This window comes from Winogradskyella sp. PE311, from assembly GCF_046545555.1.
GTDB lineage: Bacteria > Bacteroidota > Bacteroidia > Flavobacteriales > Flavobacteriaceae > Winogradskyella.
This window is the reverse complement of sequence record NZ_JBHZTH010000005.1, coordinates 229,173-246,690: the sequence shown is the minus strand read 5'-3', so window position 1 is coordinate 246,690 and position 17,518 is coordinate 229,173. Positions and strand designations below refer to the sequence as shown.

Sequence of the window (17,518 nt, the reverse complement as noted above, 5' to 3'; positions counted from 1 at the left end):
GAAGAAATACTAACAGGTCAACAAAAAGAATTTAGAGCCCATTTTACCTTGAAACGATAGAATTTATTATGAGATTAAAAAAGTTTTGTTTAGTAGCCTTTACAGCCTTAGTAGCAAATTTCAGTTTTGCTCAAGAGGGTATACCAATTTATTCAGATTATTTAACAGATAACTATTACCTAATACATCCATCTATGGCTGGTGTAGCCAACTGTGCAAAAGTTAGATTGACTGCAAGGCAACAATGGTTTGGAGTAGACGATGCACCGAGTTTACAAACGATAAGTGCTAATGGAAGAATAGGTGATTCTCCAGTAGGTATAGGAGGTGTGATTTTCAATGATGCTAATGGATATCATTCTACAGTGGGTGGTTATGCAACATTTGCATATCACTTAATGTTTTCAAGGAACGAGATAGATTTAAACATGCTATCATTCGGTTTAAGCGCAGGGTTTTTACAATATAAATTAGATGAAACAGATTTTTTAGCACCAGGTGAGTTTGATCCACTTGTTGCAGGTATAGAACAAAGTGCTACAAACTTTAACGTGGACTTCGGATTTTCTTATCATTTTATAGACTTTTATGCACACTTTACTGCTAAGAATATTTTAAACAATGAGGGAATTAACTTTAACGATCAAGGTTTTGAATTTGATAATTTAAGGACGTATTTGTTTTCAGCGGGTTATACTTTTAGCAAATATGGAAGTGAATGGAGCTACGAACCTTCAATAATGTATATGTATAGAGATGCTACAGAAGAATCTTCGATAGATATAAATGCTAAAGTCTATCGTGAGATGGATTTTGGTAAAGTATGGGGCGGGTTATCATATAGAAGAAGTTTAGATGGAGCAGAATTTGTTGATGGCTCAGGTATTAGTAGTCAAAAGCTGCAATATATTACGCCTTTCTTGGGTGTAGATTATAATAATTTTGTTTTTGCATATACCTATTCATATCAAGCTAATACAGTTAATTTTAATACAGGTGGTTTTCACCAAATAACATTAGGATATAACTTTAATTGTAGAAGAGAAAAATATGAGTGTAATTGTCCGGCAATTAATTAAATAAAAAAGGCTCAATGAAAATTGAGCCTTTTTTATTTAATTAATTATTCCATTTATAATTTTTCTTTTCCGCTTGTTTTCTAATGGCTTTTACCATCGCATTTTCAAGGCCGTTTGCTGAGTCTATAGATTTTTTATCAATATATAAACGTCGCTTTGTGTTTAATTCTACAATAGCCAGTTGAAGCTTTTCTCGTTCCTTTCGCTTTTTATTTATATAAGATTTAATTTCGACTTTTGATTTTCCTTTTAGTTCTTTAGGAAGTTCACTTTCTTCGAGCTTATCATAAGAAAAGTGCTCTTCTTTTTCTGCATCGACCAAGTCCCACGTACTATTTTTATATAAACGAGAGCTTTTGCTTACCGTTCTGCTTACAGCATTTGCTTTATTATAGCCTCTAGCATTAGAATCTTGTTCTGCCTGCAGTTCAATTTTTTTTCTACCTACTTTGCCATAAGCTACATATGTTTTGTTCAGCAATTCATTAAGTTCTAAGATTCTGTCATCATAAGGAGATGTAATATGGACTGTTGCTTTATTGTGATTTATAGCCATGTAATTTCCATGTGTTAGATCTGCACCATCTTTCCAATAACTAGATACACCTTGATTGTAATCACCACAGAAAATCGTATTCACTGTAATATCATTTTGATGGGCTAATTTAGATGCGTTTTTGTAACTAAAATTTCCTTGTGTATAAGGTTCATTTCCAGCAATGAAAATAAATTTAAGATCCTTATTACTTTCTCCCCAATTTAATTGATCCAAGGCAGCTTTAATCACTTTACCACAATATTCATTACCACCTTTGGTCGTTAGTGAAAATAGTGATTTAGATATTTCGTCTAAATCATCACTAAATTGAATTACTTGCCTTAAGTAACCTTCGTCTGCATTAAGATTATCGTTACCGTATTCATAAAGAGCAATTTTTAGATTTGGATTTTGCTCGTCACATTTTGCATAAGAAAGTTCATTTACTATTTGCCATAGTTGAGCTTTAGCTTGGTCAATTAAACCATCCATGCTATTACTTGTGTCAAGTAATAAAGCTACTTTAATTTCAGGTTCTTCAATTTTCGGTACAGGTTGGGCTGACCTTTGTGACATTGCAATACGTTTAGTATTTGAGTTTGTGTTTGCATGGCATGCTACACATGTTAATAGAGACATAGCCAATGCAGTAGTTTTTACAAATTTTTTCATCTTTTTAGTTTTTTGTGTTTAATTCTTTTACGTCGATAGTGCCATTAGGTGAAATGACATAGTATTTATGATCAATCTCGGTCTTTGTTATTGGTGCTTGTTCTTTCTCTTTAGGTTTAGGTGTAAAGACTAATTTTATGTTCATACCAATTTGTACAACAGGCTCTAATATTGAAGGGTTTATAACTATATCGTATCGCTCATAGGTTAACGGTTGATAATAGTAAGATGTTTGTTTTTGTGCCTGAGTAACTCCTTTGTCTTTGTTAAAAGATTCAAATGAAACACTATTATAAGCTTGGTAACTTTGGTAAAAGTCTTTAGGGAAATAGCAGTATTTGTCATCAGCTATTGCCACGTTGTAGTCACTCATTTCAAAACCTAAAGCTTGATAGTATACTTTCTTATTTTCTATAAGTTTTAACAATTGGTCTTGCAGATTTTTATAGACGTTCTGAATATCCTCAATAAAATAATCAACCTTAACCAGGTTATAAACCTCACTTTTAGCACAGGCCTCTAGTATTAATTCAAATTGACTTGTTTTTGTAAATTGAATATGAATATTTTGTTGTAGCTCAAAACCCTTAGGAACCTCTGTATAAGTTTTGCTAAACAGTTTTTTAGTAACCTCTATTTCGTATTTAGGCACAAAGGATATAACATCAATAGCGATATTTTTTTGAGTAATACCCTTTGTATCTAATCTCATTTTAATACTATCAATTCTGGCTTTCATTAAAGCATTAGTTGCTTCAGCCGTAGGTCCGATTTGAGATAGGTTAAAAACAGCAGTATATGTTGTCGCACTTGTATTTTGTAACGCTTTAACATCAATCGTTAATACATTAGTTGGATGTAATGTCTTATGAATTTGTTGTTGTATAGCAGGATTATAGATGTTTGCATTGCCAGATGTTAAGATATTTTGTCTAGAAATATCTTGTGTAATTTGATTGTAATTTCCTTTATGTTGTCCTTGAATGCTGCTAAATAATAGCATTGCCAGAAAAACGCACAGATTGCCTTTTTTCATTTTGATTTATGTTTTGATTAATGATGTTGTAAAGCTCAGTCTAAAAAAGATTAATTAAAATTTAGAATGAGTGAAGTAGCGTTTTCAATGAGTGAGATAGCGTACAGGTTTAGTAAGTGAGTTAATTTAAGACACTAATAGCTCTTAATTCTTATAAGGCCATTTTTCGAAACCAAATAAAGTATGTAAGTTTATTAAAATTTAAACTTATTCACACAGGTGAAGACACTACATAAATTTATATTAACTTTATTTTTAATCGCCGCTGGTGCAATATCTCATGCCCAAAACAATGCACCCGAAAAAACACCAATTTTAACAATAAGAGGTTCTGTTTATGATGAGCAAACTTACAGTCCTATTTCAAAAGTAAGTGTGCAGATTAATGGTAGTAAGTATACAACGACAGACGTTGATGGGAAATTTACAATACAAGCCAGAGTGGGTGATGAACTTATGGTCACACACGATTCATTTGACCCAATTTATTATACAATAAAAGGGGATGATCGTTTGTATTTTCAGGTAGAATCTGATGAATATCCGACTAATAAACGTCAAAGGATTAATAATGAAAAGAAAGCATTTAATCGACTAATAGATTCTGCAGATTTTTATATTAAAAAAGATGCTACTAAAAGTATTAAATTTATTGGTGACGCACTAAATGTTAATGTTTCTGTAGGTCAAAGTGCAGAAGCTCACGAGCTTTTGGGAGATGTTTATACTTATTGGAAACAGTTTGATCTTGCCATATCGGCATATAAAATAAGTCTACAAAATTCAGAAAAAAGTTCAGCTAAGCTTAAGTTAGCTAAATCATACTTAATGAATGATGATTCTCAAAAAAGTATTAATACTTATAATGAATTGGATATTGATAATTTGTCTAATTATGAAAAGGTAATCCTTTACGAAGGTTTAGGTGATGCTTATTTAAATAGAAAGAACTATCAACAAGCGACAAAGTCTTACAATCTAGGTTTAGATGTTGCGAAAGAACACTTTATAACGCCTAAGATTACTGATTTAAATTCAAAAATTGCTCAGACCTATAATGCGCAAGGTAGAAAAAAGAAGGCTAAAGGTTATTTTGATAATTCCTTAGAATTAGCTTCGAAAGAAAACAAAACAAGAGCTGTTGAAGAAAAAGCAAAAGTAGCTGAGTTTAATAGTAATAATGAAGACTATGAAAATGAAATAGTTTTAAGAAAACAAATTATTAATGATATAAAGGATATTGAAAGAGATTCCGTAATCTCTAACGAGAGTCCGTTAACTGCTCAGAAACAGAATTATAAAATTGCGAATGCACTTGTTTTACAAAACAGAAACAATGATGCGATACCATTTTACGAAAAGAGTATAGAAGAGGCAGAAAAAACTGGTGATTTGGTCGTAAAAAGAGATGCCACCAGAAATTTATCGAGTGCCTTAATAGAGACAGGTGATACCAAAAAGGGTTATGCGGTGTTAGAAGAGCATATAAGAGTCGTTGACGAATTGTATGCTCAAAAAGTACAAGAGACTTCTCAGGTAGCACGCTTTAGTAGAAAATTAGCAGAACAACAGAATAGAATTACCTCATTAGAAAGTGATAGAATACTATCTCGTACTAATTTAGAACTTGCCCAAGAACGTTATAAAAGCCAGCAAGTAACTATCTACTCGCTAATAGGTGGTTTAGTATTACTCTTAATTACTGGATTATTGATATATAAATATATTAAACAGCAACGTTTGTCAAATAATTTATTGGCTTTAAAATCTTTAAGAAGTCAAATGAATCCTCATTTTATTTTTAACGCCTTAAATTCTGTTAATAGTTTTATAGCAACTAATGATGAGCGTACTGCAAATAAATATTTATCTGATTTTTCAAATTTGATGCGCTCAGTTTTGGAGAATAGTGAAGAGGATTTTATCCCTTTGCAAAAAGAAATTGAATTACTAGAGTTATACACTAAGCTCGAGCATTTTAGATTTCAAGATAAGTTTGACTATGCTATTACAGTTGACGAAAATCTTGATTTAGAGGATTTTCAAATTCCACCGATGTTACTTCAACCATATATAGAAAATGCGGTATGGCATGGATTACGCTATAAATCTGAAAAAGGGCAATTAAATATAACTATTAAACCTAAATCAAAGGATACAATAACAATTACTGTAACGGATGACGGAATTGGTAGAGAACGTTCTAAAGCTTTAAAAACAGCTAATCAGAAAAAACAGAATTCAAAAGGGATGAGCAATATTAAAGAGCGAGTTGCTATTTTAAATAAAATGTATAAAGATAAAGTAGATATTAAAATAGAAGACTACCAAGATATAGAAGACACAGGAACTAAAGTCGAAGTGACTTTAAAAAAAGACTAAAATGAAATTAAACGCCATAATAGTAGAAGACGAAGAGAAAAGTAGGGAAATCCTAAGGAACTATCTTACAAAATATTGCCCAAATATTTCAATTTTGGGAGAGGCTGGTAATGTAGAAGAGGGATTAGTTTTAATAAGAAACAATGATTTAGATGTGGTATTCTTAGATGTAGAAATGCCTTACGGAAATGCTTTTGATTTATTAGATAAAGTAGGTGATATTAATTTTGAAACCTTATTTGTTACGGCTTATAATCATTATGCTATAGAGGCCTTGAATGCCCATGCATCTTATTATTTAATGAAGCCAATATCTATAGATGAGTTAATTAAAGCTGTAGATTATGTTACTGAAATTAGGACTAAAGAAGATGCCTTACAAGACCAAGTCCTAGTGCCAAAAACAAATTCAGTGGATGGTAAAATTACTATACCACAACAAGACGGTTTTGAGGTTTTAGAAACATCTAATATTATGTATTGTAAAGCTGACGATAACTATACAGAAATATATTTAAATACGAATAAAAAGAAGCTAGTAAGTAAGACTTTAAAATATATCGAAGAAAGCCTTAAGGATGCTAATTTTGCTAGAGTCCATAAAAGTTATTTGGTAAATGTAAATGAAGTTGTAAAGTATGTAAAAGGAAAAGGAGGAAGCGTTGTGTTGAGTAACGGAAAAGAAATTATGGTCTCTGCTTCTAAGAAAGCAGATCTGTTATCTTATTTTAAATAGAAAATATGCCAATAATAAAACCAGTAAAAGGAATACACCCAATAATACCAGAAGACTGTTACGTTGCAGATAATGCAACTATTGTAGGTGAGGTGACGATGGGAAACGAATGTAGTATTTGGTTTAATGCCGTAATTAGAGGAGATGTCCATTTTATTAAAATGGGAAATAAAGTAAACGTGCAAGACGGTGCAATTATTCATGCAACCTACCAGAAATCGCCGACAACAATTGGTAATAACGTATCTATTGCACATAACGCGATTGTTCACGGTTGTACAATAAAAGATAACGTACTCATAGGTATGGGAAGTATTATTATGGATGATTGTATCATAGAAAGCAATAGCATTGTAGCAGCGGGTGCTGTAGTTACTAAAGGTACAATTGTAAAATCAGGAAGTATTTATGCAGGTATGCCAGCTAAAAAGATAAAAGATATTAGTGAAGAACTTATTTCTGGAGAAATTAATCGTATTGCTAATAATTATGTAAAATATTCGGGTTGGTTTAAAGAAGAGTAGATTTTAATCTTTCTATTAAAGTCTCAATATCTAATATTTCGTTTAATAGATTACTATTAAGTAATGGTGAAAGTGTGTCGTTTTTTAACCCTAAAATAATTGGGTAAGACAACACATTTGCGTCAGAGAATTTAGCCTCAAATTCATCTTTGTGATAAAACTCTATCTCCAAGCCACTTTCTTTTCTAAAGGCTTTCCATATTTTGTTTTCCGTGAAAGTATCGTAAGTCAAAGCACATAAACTACAAGGATAAGTTGAAGGACTAAATAACTTATGACCTGCATCAAAAAGTGCATTTAATTTCCCAGAATTTGCATTATACACAAAGATTAAAACCATATTATATTAGTAAGTATAATGAGACTAACCTTACTAAAAATCCAAATATTCAACATTAAATTTATAATCCAATATTGAATCAAGGACTTCTACGTTGACATTAGAATAAAATTTAACTGTAGGTTTTTTAGTGTTACTATTTAACAAATTATCTCTATTAAGTATAGTATGAGTTTGTTTTGCAACGGCTAAACCCGAATCAATAATTTTTACATTAGCAGGTAGCATTTTAGTAAGTATAGGTATAAGATATGGGTAATGTGTACAACCTAGTACTAAATAGTCTATGTTATGCTTTAGCACAGGCTCTAAATATGAGGATAAAAGTATTTTCATTTCTTTAGATTCTAGTTTCCCAGCTTCAATTAATGGAACTATTCCTTCACCTACTTGCTCAATAACTTTAATACCACTAGCATAGATATCAGTGGTTTTATGAAATAACTCGCTGCTTAAGGTACCTTTAGTAGCTAATATACCTATAGCTTTTGTTTCTGTATTTAATGCAGCAGGCTTTATTGCGGGCTCAATACCTATAAAAGGAATATTGTAATGAGATCTTAAGTAATAAATTGCATTTGTAGTAGCAGTGTTGCATGCTATAACTATAAGCTTACAGCCATTATTTATTAGCAATTTTGTATTCTTAATACTTAATTGAAGTATTTCTGCTTCAGTCTTATTGCCATAGGGTGCATTTTTACTATCCGCTAAATATATATAATTCTCGTAAGGTAATAATGCATGAATTTCCTTGAAGATAGATGTGCCTCCAATTCCAGAATCAAATATGCCTATTGGTTTATTACTCATTATTACAAAAGTAAAAAGTCGCTTTATAAAAGCGACTTTTTTGTTTATTAATTTAAGTTTTATTTTAAATACCTAGTTGAGCTTTTACATCTGCCATTAGGTCTTTACCTTTTTTAACTATTAAGCCACCTGCTTCTAAAACATAATCGTAACCTTGAGTAGCTGCTACTTTTTCAATCGCAACTCTTGCTTTCTCTGTGATTGGTTTTAATAAGTCAAATTCTTTTTTCTGTAAATCTTGTTGAGCTTGTTGTTGGTATTGTGATAAGCTTTGCTTCATACCTTCAACTTCTGCCATACGTTTTTGGTTTTCTTCTTGAGTTTGTCCTTCAGCTTCTGCATTGTATTGCGTTAATTTAGTTTCTAATTCTTTAAGTGAACCTTGAATAGTTGCTTCATAAGTCTTTCCAAGTTTTTCAATTTCAGCTTGTGCCGTTTTATATTCTGGCATAGCCTTTACAAGCTCTTGTGTATTAATATGAGCAATTTTACTTTGAGCAGCTGTAAAACTTGTTGCTCCAATAAAAAGCGCCGTTGCAAATAATAAGGATTTTAAATGTTTCATTTTTCTAAATTGTATTTGTGTGTTATATATAATTATTAATTGTTTTCTCCTTCGTTCTTCTTAGCTTTTGCTATAGAATCTCTCTTTTTAAGTTGTTTCTCTCGTTCTTCTCGAGCTTTTTTTCGTTGCTCTATTATTTTTTGTTTTTTCGCTTCTAAAGCTTTTCTTCGTTCGGCTCTATCCTTTGCTTTAATTTCTGCCGCAGTGAGCGGTTTTTTAGAACTTACAGAATCTTTCTTAATAGCTTGTTTAGCTTTTAAACTATCTGATTTAATATTGTTTTTAGCAGCAGTTGTGCTATCATTTTTATTTGTTTCTGTTTCTTCTTTTTTAGACCCTTTATTACGCGAATCTAAAACTTTTTGGCGACGTGCTTCAGCAGCATTCTTTTTTGCGCTTCTAATAGAATCTTGTTGAGCTCGTCTGGCTTCTAAAGCTTTTTCTCGCTCTGCTCGTTTTGCAGCTAATTCTGCTTCTCTTGTTTTCTTTCTTTCTTCTAAAGCCTTTTGGCGTTCGTCTTTTTCTTCACTTACAATTGGTACAACTTCTTCATCTTCTAATTCCTTGCGCTCTTTCTTATTTTTAGCTTGGCTGCGTTTTGATGTTCTTGTTATAGTTTTAAGTACCCGTTCACTTAAGTCATAGCGTTCCGCTGAATATAGCATAACTACATCTGCTGATTTGTCAAAGACAAAATCATACTTTCCATTTTCTGCTATATCTTGTACAGCTGCAAATATTTGATCCTGAATAGGCTCTATGAGTTGGCGTTTTTGAATCATTAAATCACCATTTGGTCCAAACCTTTTTTGCTGATAATCTAAAATTTCAGCTTCCTCAAAAGAAATGTCTTCCATCCGTTCTTCGTATAATTCTTTTGTAAGAAGGACACTTTCATTTTCAATTTCTTTTTTCTTTTGGTCTATTACGCTTAGCTTTTTTTCTATTTCAGATTTCCACTGCATAACCTTTTTATCTAGTTGAGTAGTAGCTTCTTGATATTCTGGTACATTTTGTAAAATATACTCAGTATCAATATATCCTATTCTAACACCTCGTTGTGCAACAGCACTAAAGCTCATTAGACCTATTATTGCCAATAAAAAAAGAACTTTAAATTTCATCATTTTTGTGTTTTTTTCGAGACATCTTTCTTGTAATGCAAATGTTTCATTTGTTTTTAGTATCACTAATCTTCAAATTTAACGAAATATATCTTTAAAAATTTTAACACCATAATGAATTTCTTAATAAGCTATTAGAAAATATCGTGCCAAACTTAAAATTGTTGACCAATTATGAAGTGTGTTTGCCATCCGCTTTTTTGCGTATCACCTGGTACAGGGTCAAATCCGTGACCAAAATCAATACCTAATAATCCAAATGCCGGCATAAATATTCTTAAACCAACACCCGCAGATCTATTAAGATTAAAAGGATCAAAATCTTTAAAACTATTTACTGAAGACCCAGCTTCTAAGAATGATAGTGCATAGATTTTAGCTCCAGCTCCTAAAGTAATTGGATAACGGAGTTCTAATGAAAATTTATTATATATAGATCCACCATCTTGAGATGATAGTGATTGGTTAGGATAACCACGTAATTGTACTATTTCTCTACCATCTAATGCGAAATTTCCAAGACCGTCACCTCCTAAAAAGAAACGTTCAAAAGGGATTACACCCCTTGCGTTATTGTAGGCTCCTAAGAAACCAAATTCCATGCTTGGTCTTAAAACTAATTTTTTAATAATCTCGGTGTACCAATCTACTTTAAATTTAATTTTGTAAAACTCTAACCACTTAAAGCGTTCTTGATCAATCTCTCCAATACGAGCAAAATCATCTGCATCAGTAGGGTCTAATGCATCTCTTTCATCTTTTAGAGCGTCATAATCTACTCCATTTACTAGTGAGTAAGGAAAAGAAAATTTAGCTGATGCAGAAAAACTAGAACCTCCAGTCGGATAAATTGGATCTGTATATAAATTATTCCTTGTTAAGCCTACTGTATAAGATAGGTTGTTAGCAGTTCCATCTCCAAATGTAAACAAGCCTGTATTATAATTTCTAAGATCATAGTTTTGATAGCTTAACGCTTGTGAGAACAGAAAATAATCATCTGGTTCTGATAATCTTGTCGAAAGTCCAACAGTTATACCAAGGATGTTAAAGCGTCTATCTTTATCTGCTCTTCGTGTTTGAGGATTAAATAAAAACTGTCTAGAATAAGAAATTGAAGTCGATAATTGGTAGGGTTTCTTTCCTCCTAACCAAGGTTCGCTAAATGAGAAACTGTAGGTTTGAAAAAACTGACTTGCTTGTAATCTTAGTGCTAAACTCTGTCCGTCACCTCTAGGAACAGGTTTATATGCCTCTTTCTTAAAAATATCTTTTATTGCAAAATTATTAAATGATAAACCTAATGTACCGATAAAGCCACCTCCACCATAACCACCTTGTAGTTGTATTTGGCTAGAACCTTGCTCTGCCACCACATATTCTACATCTAAAGTGCCATCAACTGGATTTGGGTTTTTAATATTTGGTGTTAATTGTTGAGCATCAAAGAAACCTAATTGTCCGAGTTCTCTTAAAGTTCTTATAATTTCAGATTTACTGTATAATTCTCCTGGACGCGTTCTTATTTCTCTGTAAATAACATGATCGTTTGTTACATCATTACCAACAACAGTTACGTTATTAAAATAAGCTGGTTTTCCTTCCGAGATACGAATCTCCATATCAATTACATTACCTTCCGTACTAACTTCTACAGGGTTAATGGTGGAGAACATATATCCGAAATTCTGATATGCATTGGTTAAGTCTTGAGCATCTGGATTTGATGGATCGGCAATTCGTTCTCTAAGTTCAACTCCGTTATACGTATCACCTTCTTTTATACCAAGAACACCTGCAAGCTGCTGATCACTGTAAACAGTATTACCAACAAAATCTATTTTACCAAACGTATATTTATCTCCTTCTTCAACTTTTATATTAAGACTTATGGTTTTATCATCGTTATATATAATTGAATCTGAGATGACTCTTGCATCTCTATAACCGTTTTCTTTATATTTATCAATTATACTTACTAAATCTGCTTTGTAATCCTCTTCAATATATTTTGAGCGTTTAAGAAGACGAATTGGATTCTTTTTCTTCGTATTTTTCATGGCTTTACGAAGCTTCTTGCTTTTTAGCTTTTCATTACCCTCAAAATCTATACTGCTTATTTTTACTTTTTCACCAGTATCAATATTCACAAGCATATTAACACGATCTTTTTTTATAGAGTCAATAACTTGTGATGTAACTATATTTACTTTTGCATTTAAAAACCCTTTTTTCTTGTATTTGTTAGTTAAATAATTTCGGGTTGTAGCAATAAGGTTTTCAGTTACTTTTTGGCCAGATTGAAGTTTGTTTTCGTCAATAATTTCTTCTTTCTTACTTTTTTTAACACCTTCAATTTTTACTTCTTTTAGCTCTGGCAAATCACTAAGCTTAATTTCAATATCTGCAGTGTTGTCCACAATATTTGTGATATAGACATCTATACTACTAAAAAGGTTTGATTTCCACAATGTTTTTACTGCATTGGCTATTTTTTCACCACCAACTTGAATTTCTTCATTTTTTCTCAACTTAGAATAAGCAATGATTGTTTGCGGACTAAAATTAGTGTTACCAGTTACTGTAATTTCTTTAATTAGGTATTTTGCACCACCTTGTACTTGTGCATTAACTACTAGTGAAATTGTAAAAAATAGTATTGTAAAAATAAATCGAGTAAAGGTGCTCAATATTTTTTTATTAGGTGAGTTGTTCGCTTGTTTTTCCAAATCTTCGTTCTCTATTTTGATAATTTATTAGCGCTTCATACAAATTTTCTTTATTGAAATCTGGCCATAAAATATCTGTAAAATATAATTCTGCGTAGGCAATTTGCCACAATAAAAAATTACTAATTCGATGCTCACCGCTTGTGCGAATAAGCAAGTCAACATCTGGTAAATTTTGCGTGTAAAGATGCTTATTTATAATTGATTCATCAATACTTTCAGGAGAAATTATATTATTTTTAACTTTAAGTGATAATTCTTTGATAACATTAACAATTTCTTCACGAGAACCATAGCTTAACGCTAAGGTTAATGTCATATTCGTATTATTTTTTGTCTTTTCTATAACATCTAGAAGTTCTAAATGTGCTTTTTTAGGTAAATCTTCTAAGCAACCAATAGCAGATAATTTTATATTATGCTCTTGAAAAGTTTCAATCTCTTTCTTCAGGGATTTAACTAAAAGCTTCATTAGGGTTTGTACTTCTAGTTTAGGTCTGTTCCAATTTTCAGTAGAAAAGGCATATAAAGTCAGGTTTTTAATTCCTAATTCGGCACTAGCTTCAACAGTTTGTCTTACTGCCTTAGTGCCGTTTTCATGCCCAATAACCCTTAATAATCCTTGTTGTTTAGCCCAACGACCATTGCCATCCATAATTATTGCGACATGGTTTGGAAGCTTTTCTTTTTGTATGTGTTCTATAAGGCTCATTTAAAAATTACAATAGCAAGGTCTTCTGCCAAAGGTGTAAGTTAATGTAATTCCTGTAAATACATACCAATCATTACTATTAGTATTACCAAAACTTAAAGCCTCTCTGTCGGCATTGTCAGGTACACTGCCGTCTAACTCATCTGAAAACGTGTAGCGCGCTCCGATTTCAAATGCTAAGATTAAATGGCTACTGATATTACTTTTATAGCCTAAAACCATAGGTATGCCATAAGCCCAACTATTTGTGTTTTCTGCTGTATAATCACCAGTTTGACTAAAAAAATAATTGTCGTGATTAGCTGCTGTTATTCCTGTATATAGATAAGGTGTTCCTTTAATGCCAATTGTATGTAGATCAAAGTCCCAAAAAGTAAATTCCATACCTGCAGAAATTTCTAGTATGCTTGTGTTAAAGCTATAACCACGCTGAATTCGTCGCGGATCATCTGATTTGCCATCAATACCCTCTAAGTCCGAAAATATGATAGATGCTCTAAACGAATGTCTAGGACTTCTGTTCCATTTAAATATAGCTCCGAATGCAGCTTGGTTTGGTGAAATATAATTTGTAGAACCAACATCACCAATAAAATTACTTCCACCTGCAAACACACCAATTTCATAGATCTGAGAATTAGTATTTTGAGTTAAGAATATACTTATTAAAAATAGGAATAAATACCTCATAAATTTTTCAAAGTTTGCAAATATAACAATTAAGATTAGCCTATAATAATTTGACACAAAATGTCTTAGAGATAAACAGTTTTTGTAGTTATTTATTGTACAAATTAGCTGTTTAATTACGCCGATCTTCACCCCAAAGCAATTTTTTTCTTAGGGTAGCCAAAAAAGTTTCATCTAGTAATTCAACCATTTTTATTACAAAGTCTGCTTTTTTTACAGTTACGATTGTTGCGTTAGAGAGGGTAACTATTCTTGAGTCTAATGACATTAAAAATTGATCTTCTCTTCCATCTACTTTAAAAGTCACTTTAGTTTTATCAGGGATAATTAATGGTCTTGCACTAAGATTATGAGGAGCAATGGGTGTTAATACAAAATTATTAGCATCAGGAGTAATTACTGGTCCACCACAACTTAATGAATAGCCCGTAGAGCCTGTTGGTGTAGAGAGAATTAAACCATCGGCCCAATAGGATGTTAAATACTCATCGTTAAGATGAGTCTCTACAGTGATCATAGAGGTTGTGTTTTTTCGGCTTAAAGCAATTTCATTAAGCGCAAAATGAGTGTCTTCAATGTCTTTATGTTCGGGTTGTGTGGTTACACTTAATAACGAACGTTCAGAAATTTTATAGTTATTTTTTAATATTTCGGAAAGAGCAGATTCAATTTCATTTGTTTGAATGGTTGCTAAAAAACCTAAACGACCAGTGTTAATGCCAACTATGGGTATTCCTAAGTCTCTAACATATGTAATTGCTCGTAAAATGGTTCCGTCGCCACCAACACTTATTAATAAATCAAAACTTGGATCTACTGCATCAAATTTTCTAATAGAAGAATTATGTCTTACAGCATTATTTTGAGTTTTAATAAATTCCCGTTCGATAAAAACATTTACTTCTTTTTTTAATAAAAAATTCAAAAGTTTTTCAACCGCTTTTTGAGTGGTTTCTTTTACGTAATTCTGACCATAAACAGCTACTTTCATAATTACATATTTAAATATTTATCTAGGTATTGGGAGCGGTCCTTTAAACTTTCTATATAAGAGTCCTCTTCGTGACCAGAAACAATATTATAACTATAACGTCTAAAAGTTTGAATTACATCATTAATACTACCATTGCCAATTTTAATAGTAACTCTAGCTAAGTCAGAATCCATTTTAGAAATAAATGCACCTAAAAGTTTTGCGTCATTAGATTCAACAATCTGACTAATTTCACTAAACGAATAGTCGTGAATACCTTTTTCAACTATTAGTATACCACCAGGTTCTGCAAAGAAAGGAGTTTCATTAAAAAGATGAATGATATCGTTTAGTTCATAGTAACCGATATACTTATTATTATCATCTAATATTGGCATTATATTAGAGTCATTTTGGGCAAATGCTTCAAGAATATCCAGCCAATTAGTTGTAGGTCTCACAAAAAATCCTTCTATAGTATGACTGCAATCATTAATTGATTTTGCGCCTTCAAAACAATGCGCATCAGTTTCGGATATACATCCTATATAAATATCATTACTTAAAATTGGGATATGTGAGTATGTTAACTGATTAAATAGCATTTGTAAATCGCTTACTTTATCAGTAATATTAAGTGGCTTTATGTCATTTATAACAAAATCCTGTAGCTGCATAATTGGGTTTAAATATCTGGCAAATTAATCAAAAATAACCATAAAATGCGTAGTGGAGTTTGTATTTTTGTTATTCTAAATAGAGTAAAATGACTAAATTAAGTGTTAATATAAATAAGATAGCTACGTTAAGGAACAGTAGAGGTGGAGACGTTCCAAATGTGGTACAATTTGCTAGAGATGTTCAGAATTTTGGTGCTGAGGGAGTGACGATACACCCAAGACCAGATGAACGTCATATTCGTTATAAAGATGCATATGATTTAAAATCTGAAGTATATACCGAGTATAATATTGAAGGAAATCCAATTCCTAAGTTTGTAGATATGGTTTTAGATATTAAACCAACTCAGGTTACTTTAGTCCCAGATGCTGTTGATGCTATTACTTCTAACGCAGGTTGGGACACCATTAAACATAAAGAATTTTTGATTGAAGTGATTAAAGAATTTAAAAACAACGGTATTAGAACTTCGATTTTTGTCGATGCAGATTTGTACCAAATAGAAGGAGCTAAAGAAACAGGTACAGACAGAATAGAGTTATATACAGAAGCTTATGCACATCAATATGGAAGGGGTAATAAAGAAGCCATCATACCTTATGTTAAATGCGCAGAATTAGCAGATTCCCTAAAATTAGGTCTTAATGCAGGGCATGACTTGTCTTTAGATAACATTAAATTTTTTAAAGAAAATGTTATGGGTTTAATGGAAGTTTCTATTGGACATGCATTAATTTCTGAAAGTTTATATATGGGAATTGAAAATGTAATTGGCAGATATTTAGACAAGTTAAAATGATTTTACACTCAAATATATTTGGTGAAGGAAAGCCGTTTCTAATACTTCATGGTTTTTTAGGAATGGGAGATAATTGGAAAACTTTAGCGAGACAGTTTTCTCAGTCTAATTTTGAAATGCATTTAATAGATCAACGTAATCATGGACGTAGTTTTCATTCAGATGATTTTGATTACGATTTGATGGCTGAAGACCTAAAATATTATTGCGATAAAAACAATTTAAGAGATATAGTTTTACTTGGCCATTCAATGGGTGGGAAAACGGCCATGTTATTTGCTACAAAATATCCTAATTTAGTTAGTAAACTATTAGTGGCAGATATTTCACCACGCTATTATCCTATTCATCATGATGCTATACTAGAAGGCTTGGGTCGATTAGATTTTTCTGAAATAAAAAGTAGAGGTCAAGCAGATAAAGTTTTAAGTAATTATGTAAGCGAGGTTGGAACACGAATGTTTTTGCTGAAGAACCTATATTGGGTTAAAAAAGGACAATTAGGATTAAGAATTAATTTAGATATACTAAAAGAAAACGTTTCCGAAGTTGGAGAAGCTTTACCAACTCATGCGATTTTCGAAAAAGAAACCTTGTTTTTACGCGGTGACCGTTCTGAATATATTGGGGAATCGGACGAAGCACTCATAAATAGACACTTTTTAAATTCTGAGTTAGTTACTATTTCAAACGCAGGGCATTGGTTGCACGCTGAGAATCCTAAGGAATTTTATAATGCAGTAATTAATTTCGTATCTTAAATTAAAATCTAACCTTATGAATCTAATTATTCGATTATTATTAAATGCATTAGCTGTATTCATTTTAGCACATGTTTTAAACGGTGTATCTGTAGACGGTTATGTTGGTGCAATTATTGTGGCTGTTGTGCTGTCAATTCTAAATCTCTTAGTAAAGCCATTTCTAGTAATATTAACATTGCCAGTAACAATTTTAACTTTAGGTTTATTCCTATTAGTGATAAATGCTCTAATCATCTTGCTAGCAGATAAACTAATTGACGGTTTTGGTGTTTCTAGTTTTTGGTCGGCTTTACTATTTAGTATTCTATTATCAATTCTTCAATCGCTATTACAATCATTCTTAAAAGAGAAGAAAAAGTAG

General features: G+C 31.7%; 18 protein-coding genes. 7 read left to right on the top strand and 11 right to left on the bottom strand.

From position 1 onward, the window contains the following. Window positions 1–68 precede the first annotated feature (68 nt). On the top strand, window positions 69–1,079 hold the full coding sequence (locus tag ACFWU4_RS14995; RefSeq protein WP_411129333.1) for a type IX secretion system membrane protein PorP/SprF: 1,011 nt from the start codon (window positions 69–71) through the stop codon (window positions 1,077–1,079). 40 nt (window positions 1,080–1,119) lie between these two features. Here ACFWU4_RS14995 and ACFWU4_RS14990 read toward each other — a convergent pair whose 3' ends face one another. Then, entirely contained in the window at window positions 1,120–2,289 is a 1,170-nt protein-coding gene (locus ACFWU4_RS14990) for a VWA domain-containing protein (RefSeq protein WP_411129331.1), read from the bottom strand. A gap of 4 nt (window positions 2,290–2,293) precedes the next feature. Next, window positions 2,294–3,325: an SIMPL domain-containing protein gene (locus tag ACFWU4_RS14985; protein WP_411129329.1), complete on the bottom strand. Its 1,032-nt coding sequence runs from the start codon at window positions 3,323–3,325 to the stop codon at window positions 2,294–2,296. A gap of 219 nt (window positions 3,326–3,544) precedes the next feature. On the opposite strand from ACFWU4_RS14985, the gene ACFWU4_RS14980 reads away from it, so the two are divergent. Genes ACFWU4_RS14980 through ACFWU4_RS14970 form a run of 3 tightly spaced genes read left to right on the top strand, consistent with a single transcriptional unit; the run spans window position 3,545 to window position 6,967 of the window. Next, window positions 3,545–5,707, top strand: a complete 2,163-nt coding sequence (locus ACFWU4_RS14980) for a histidine kinase (protein WP_411129327.1) — start codon at window positions 3,545–3,547, stop codon at window positions 5,705–5,707. Window position 5,708: 1 nt separating this feature from the next. After that, a complete protein-coding gene (locus ACFWU4_RS14975) occupies window positions 5,709–6,443 on the top strand; it encodes a LytR/AlgR family response regulator transcription factor (RefSeq protein WP_411129325.1) in 735 nt (244 codons plus the stop codon). 5 nt (window positions 6,444–6,448) lie between these two features. Further along, window positions 6,449–6,967: a gamma carbonic anhydrase family protein gene (locus tag ACFWU4_RS14970; protein WP_411129323.1), complete on the top strand. Its 519-nt coding sequence runs from the start codon at window positions 6,449–6,451 to the stop codon at window positions 6,965–6,967. Here the strand turns inward: ACFWU4_RS14970 and ACFWU4_RS14965 are convergent. The 9 genes from ACFWU4_RS14965 to ACFWU4_RS14925 form a co-directional block, all read right to left on the bottom strand. After that, entirely contained in the window at window positions 6,954–7,307 is a 354-nt protein-coding gene (locus ACFWU4_RS14965) for a GTPase (protein ID WP_411129321.1), read from the bottom strand. The two genes, ACFWU4_RS14970 and ACFWU4_RS14965, sit on opposite strands and share 14 nt — an antisense overlap. 33 nt (window positions 7,308–7,340) lie before the next feature. Next, the gene (gene murI, locus ACFWU4_RS14960) at window positions 7,341–8,120 is read right to left on the bottom strand and encodes a glutamate racemase (protein WP_411129319.1); all 780 of its coding nucleotides are present in this window, start codon (window positions 8,118–8,120) and stop codon (window positions 7,341–7,343) included. A 64-nt stretch (window positions 8,121–8,184) separates the two neighbouring features. After that, window positions 8,185–8,685 (bottom strand): OmpH family outer membrane protein, encoded by a 501-nt coding sequence (locus tag ACFWU4_RS14955; protein WP_411129317.1) that lies wholly within the window; start codon window positions 8,683–8,685, stop codon window positions 8,185–8,187. A 35-nt stretch (window positions 8,686–8,720) separates the two neighbouring features. Further along, window positions 8,721–9,812 carry an OmpH family outer membrane protein gene (locus tag ACFWU4_RS14950; RefSeq protein ID WP_411129315.1) on the bottom strand — a complete coding sequence of 364 codons (1,092 nt, stop codon included), beginning with the start codon at window positions 9,810–9,812 and terminating at the stop codon, window positions 8,721–8,723. Between the two features lie 152 nt (window positions 9,813–9,964). Then, window positions 9,965–12,538 (bottom strand): outer membrane protein assembly factor BamA, encoded by a 2,574-nt coding sequence (gene bamA / locus ACFWU4_RS14945; protein ID WP_411129313.1) that lies wholly within the window; start codon window positions 12,536–12,538, stop codon window positions 9,965–9,967. Further along, window positions 12,510–13,250 (bottom strand): isoprenyl transferase, encoded by a 741-nt coding sequence (locus tag ACFWU4_RS14940; RefSeq protein ID WP_411129311.1) that lies wholly within the window; start codon window positions 13,248–13,250, stop codon window positions 12,510–12,512. The genes bamA and ACFWU4_RS14940 overlap by 29 nt, the downstream gene beginning before the upstream one ends. Further along, window positions 13,251–13,940: a DUF6089 family protein gene (locus tag ACFWU4_RS14935; protein ID WP_411129309.1), complete on the bottom strand. Its 690-nt coding sequence runs from the start codon at window positions 13,938–13,940 to the stop codon at window positions 13,251–13,253. It lies immediately after the preceding gene. A gap of 112 nt (window positions 13,941–14,052) precedes the next feature. Continuing rightward, complete coding sequence (locus ACFWU4_RS14930; protein ID WP_411129307.1) at window positions 14,053–14,931, bottom strand: NAD kinase; 879 nt, start codon at window positions 14,929–14,931, stop codon at window positions 14,053–14,055. A gap of 2 nt (window positions 14,932–14,933) precedes the next feature. Beyond that, window positions 14,934–15,590 carry a CBS domain-containing protein gene (locus ACFWU4_RS14925; RefSeq protein ID WP_411129305.1) on the bottom strand — a complete coding sequence of 219 codons (657 nt, stop codon included), beginning with the start codon at window positions 15,588–15,590 and terminating at the stop codon, window positions 14,934–14,936. An 89-nt stretch (window positions 15,591–15,679) separates the two neighbouring features. Between ACFWU4_RS14925 and ACFWU4_RS14920 the strand changes: the two genes are divergently transcribed. The 3 genes from ACFWU4_RS14920 to ACFWU4_RS14910 are packed head-to-tail and all read left to right on the top strand — an operon-like array spanning window position 15,680 to window position 17,518. Further along, a complete protein-coding gene (locus tag ACFWU4_RS14920) occupies window positions 15,680–16,393 on the top strand; it encodes a pyridoxine 5'-phosphate synthase (RefSeq protein WP_411129304.1) in 714 nt (237 codons plus the stop codon). Beyond that, a complete protein-coding gene (locus tag ACFWU4_RS14915; RefSeq protein ID WP_411129302.1) occupies window positions 16,390–17,154 on the top strand; it encodes an alpha/beta fold hydrolase in 765 nt (254 codons plus the stop codon). Before ACFWU4_RS14920 ends, ACFWU4_RS14915 begins: the two co-directional genes overlap by 4 nt. Before the next feature lie 16 nt (window positions 17,155–17,170). Next, the gene (locus ACFWU4_RS14910) at window positions 17,171–17,518 is read left to right on the top strand and encodes a phage holin family protein (protein ID WP_411129300.1); all 348 of its coding nucleotides are present in this window, start codon (window positions 17,171–17,173) and stop codon (window positions 17,516–17,518) included.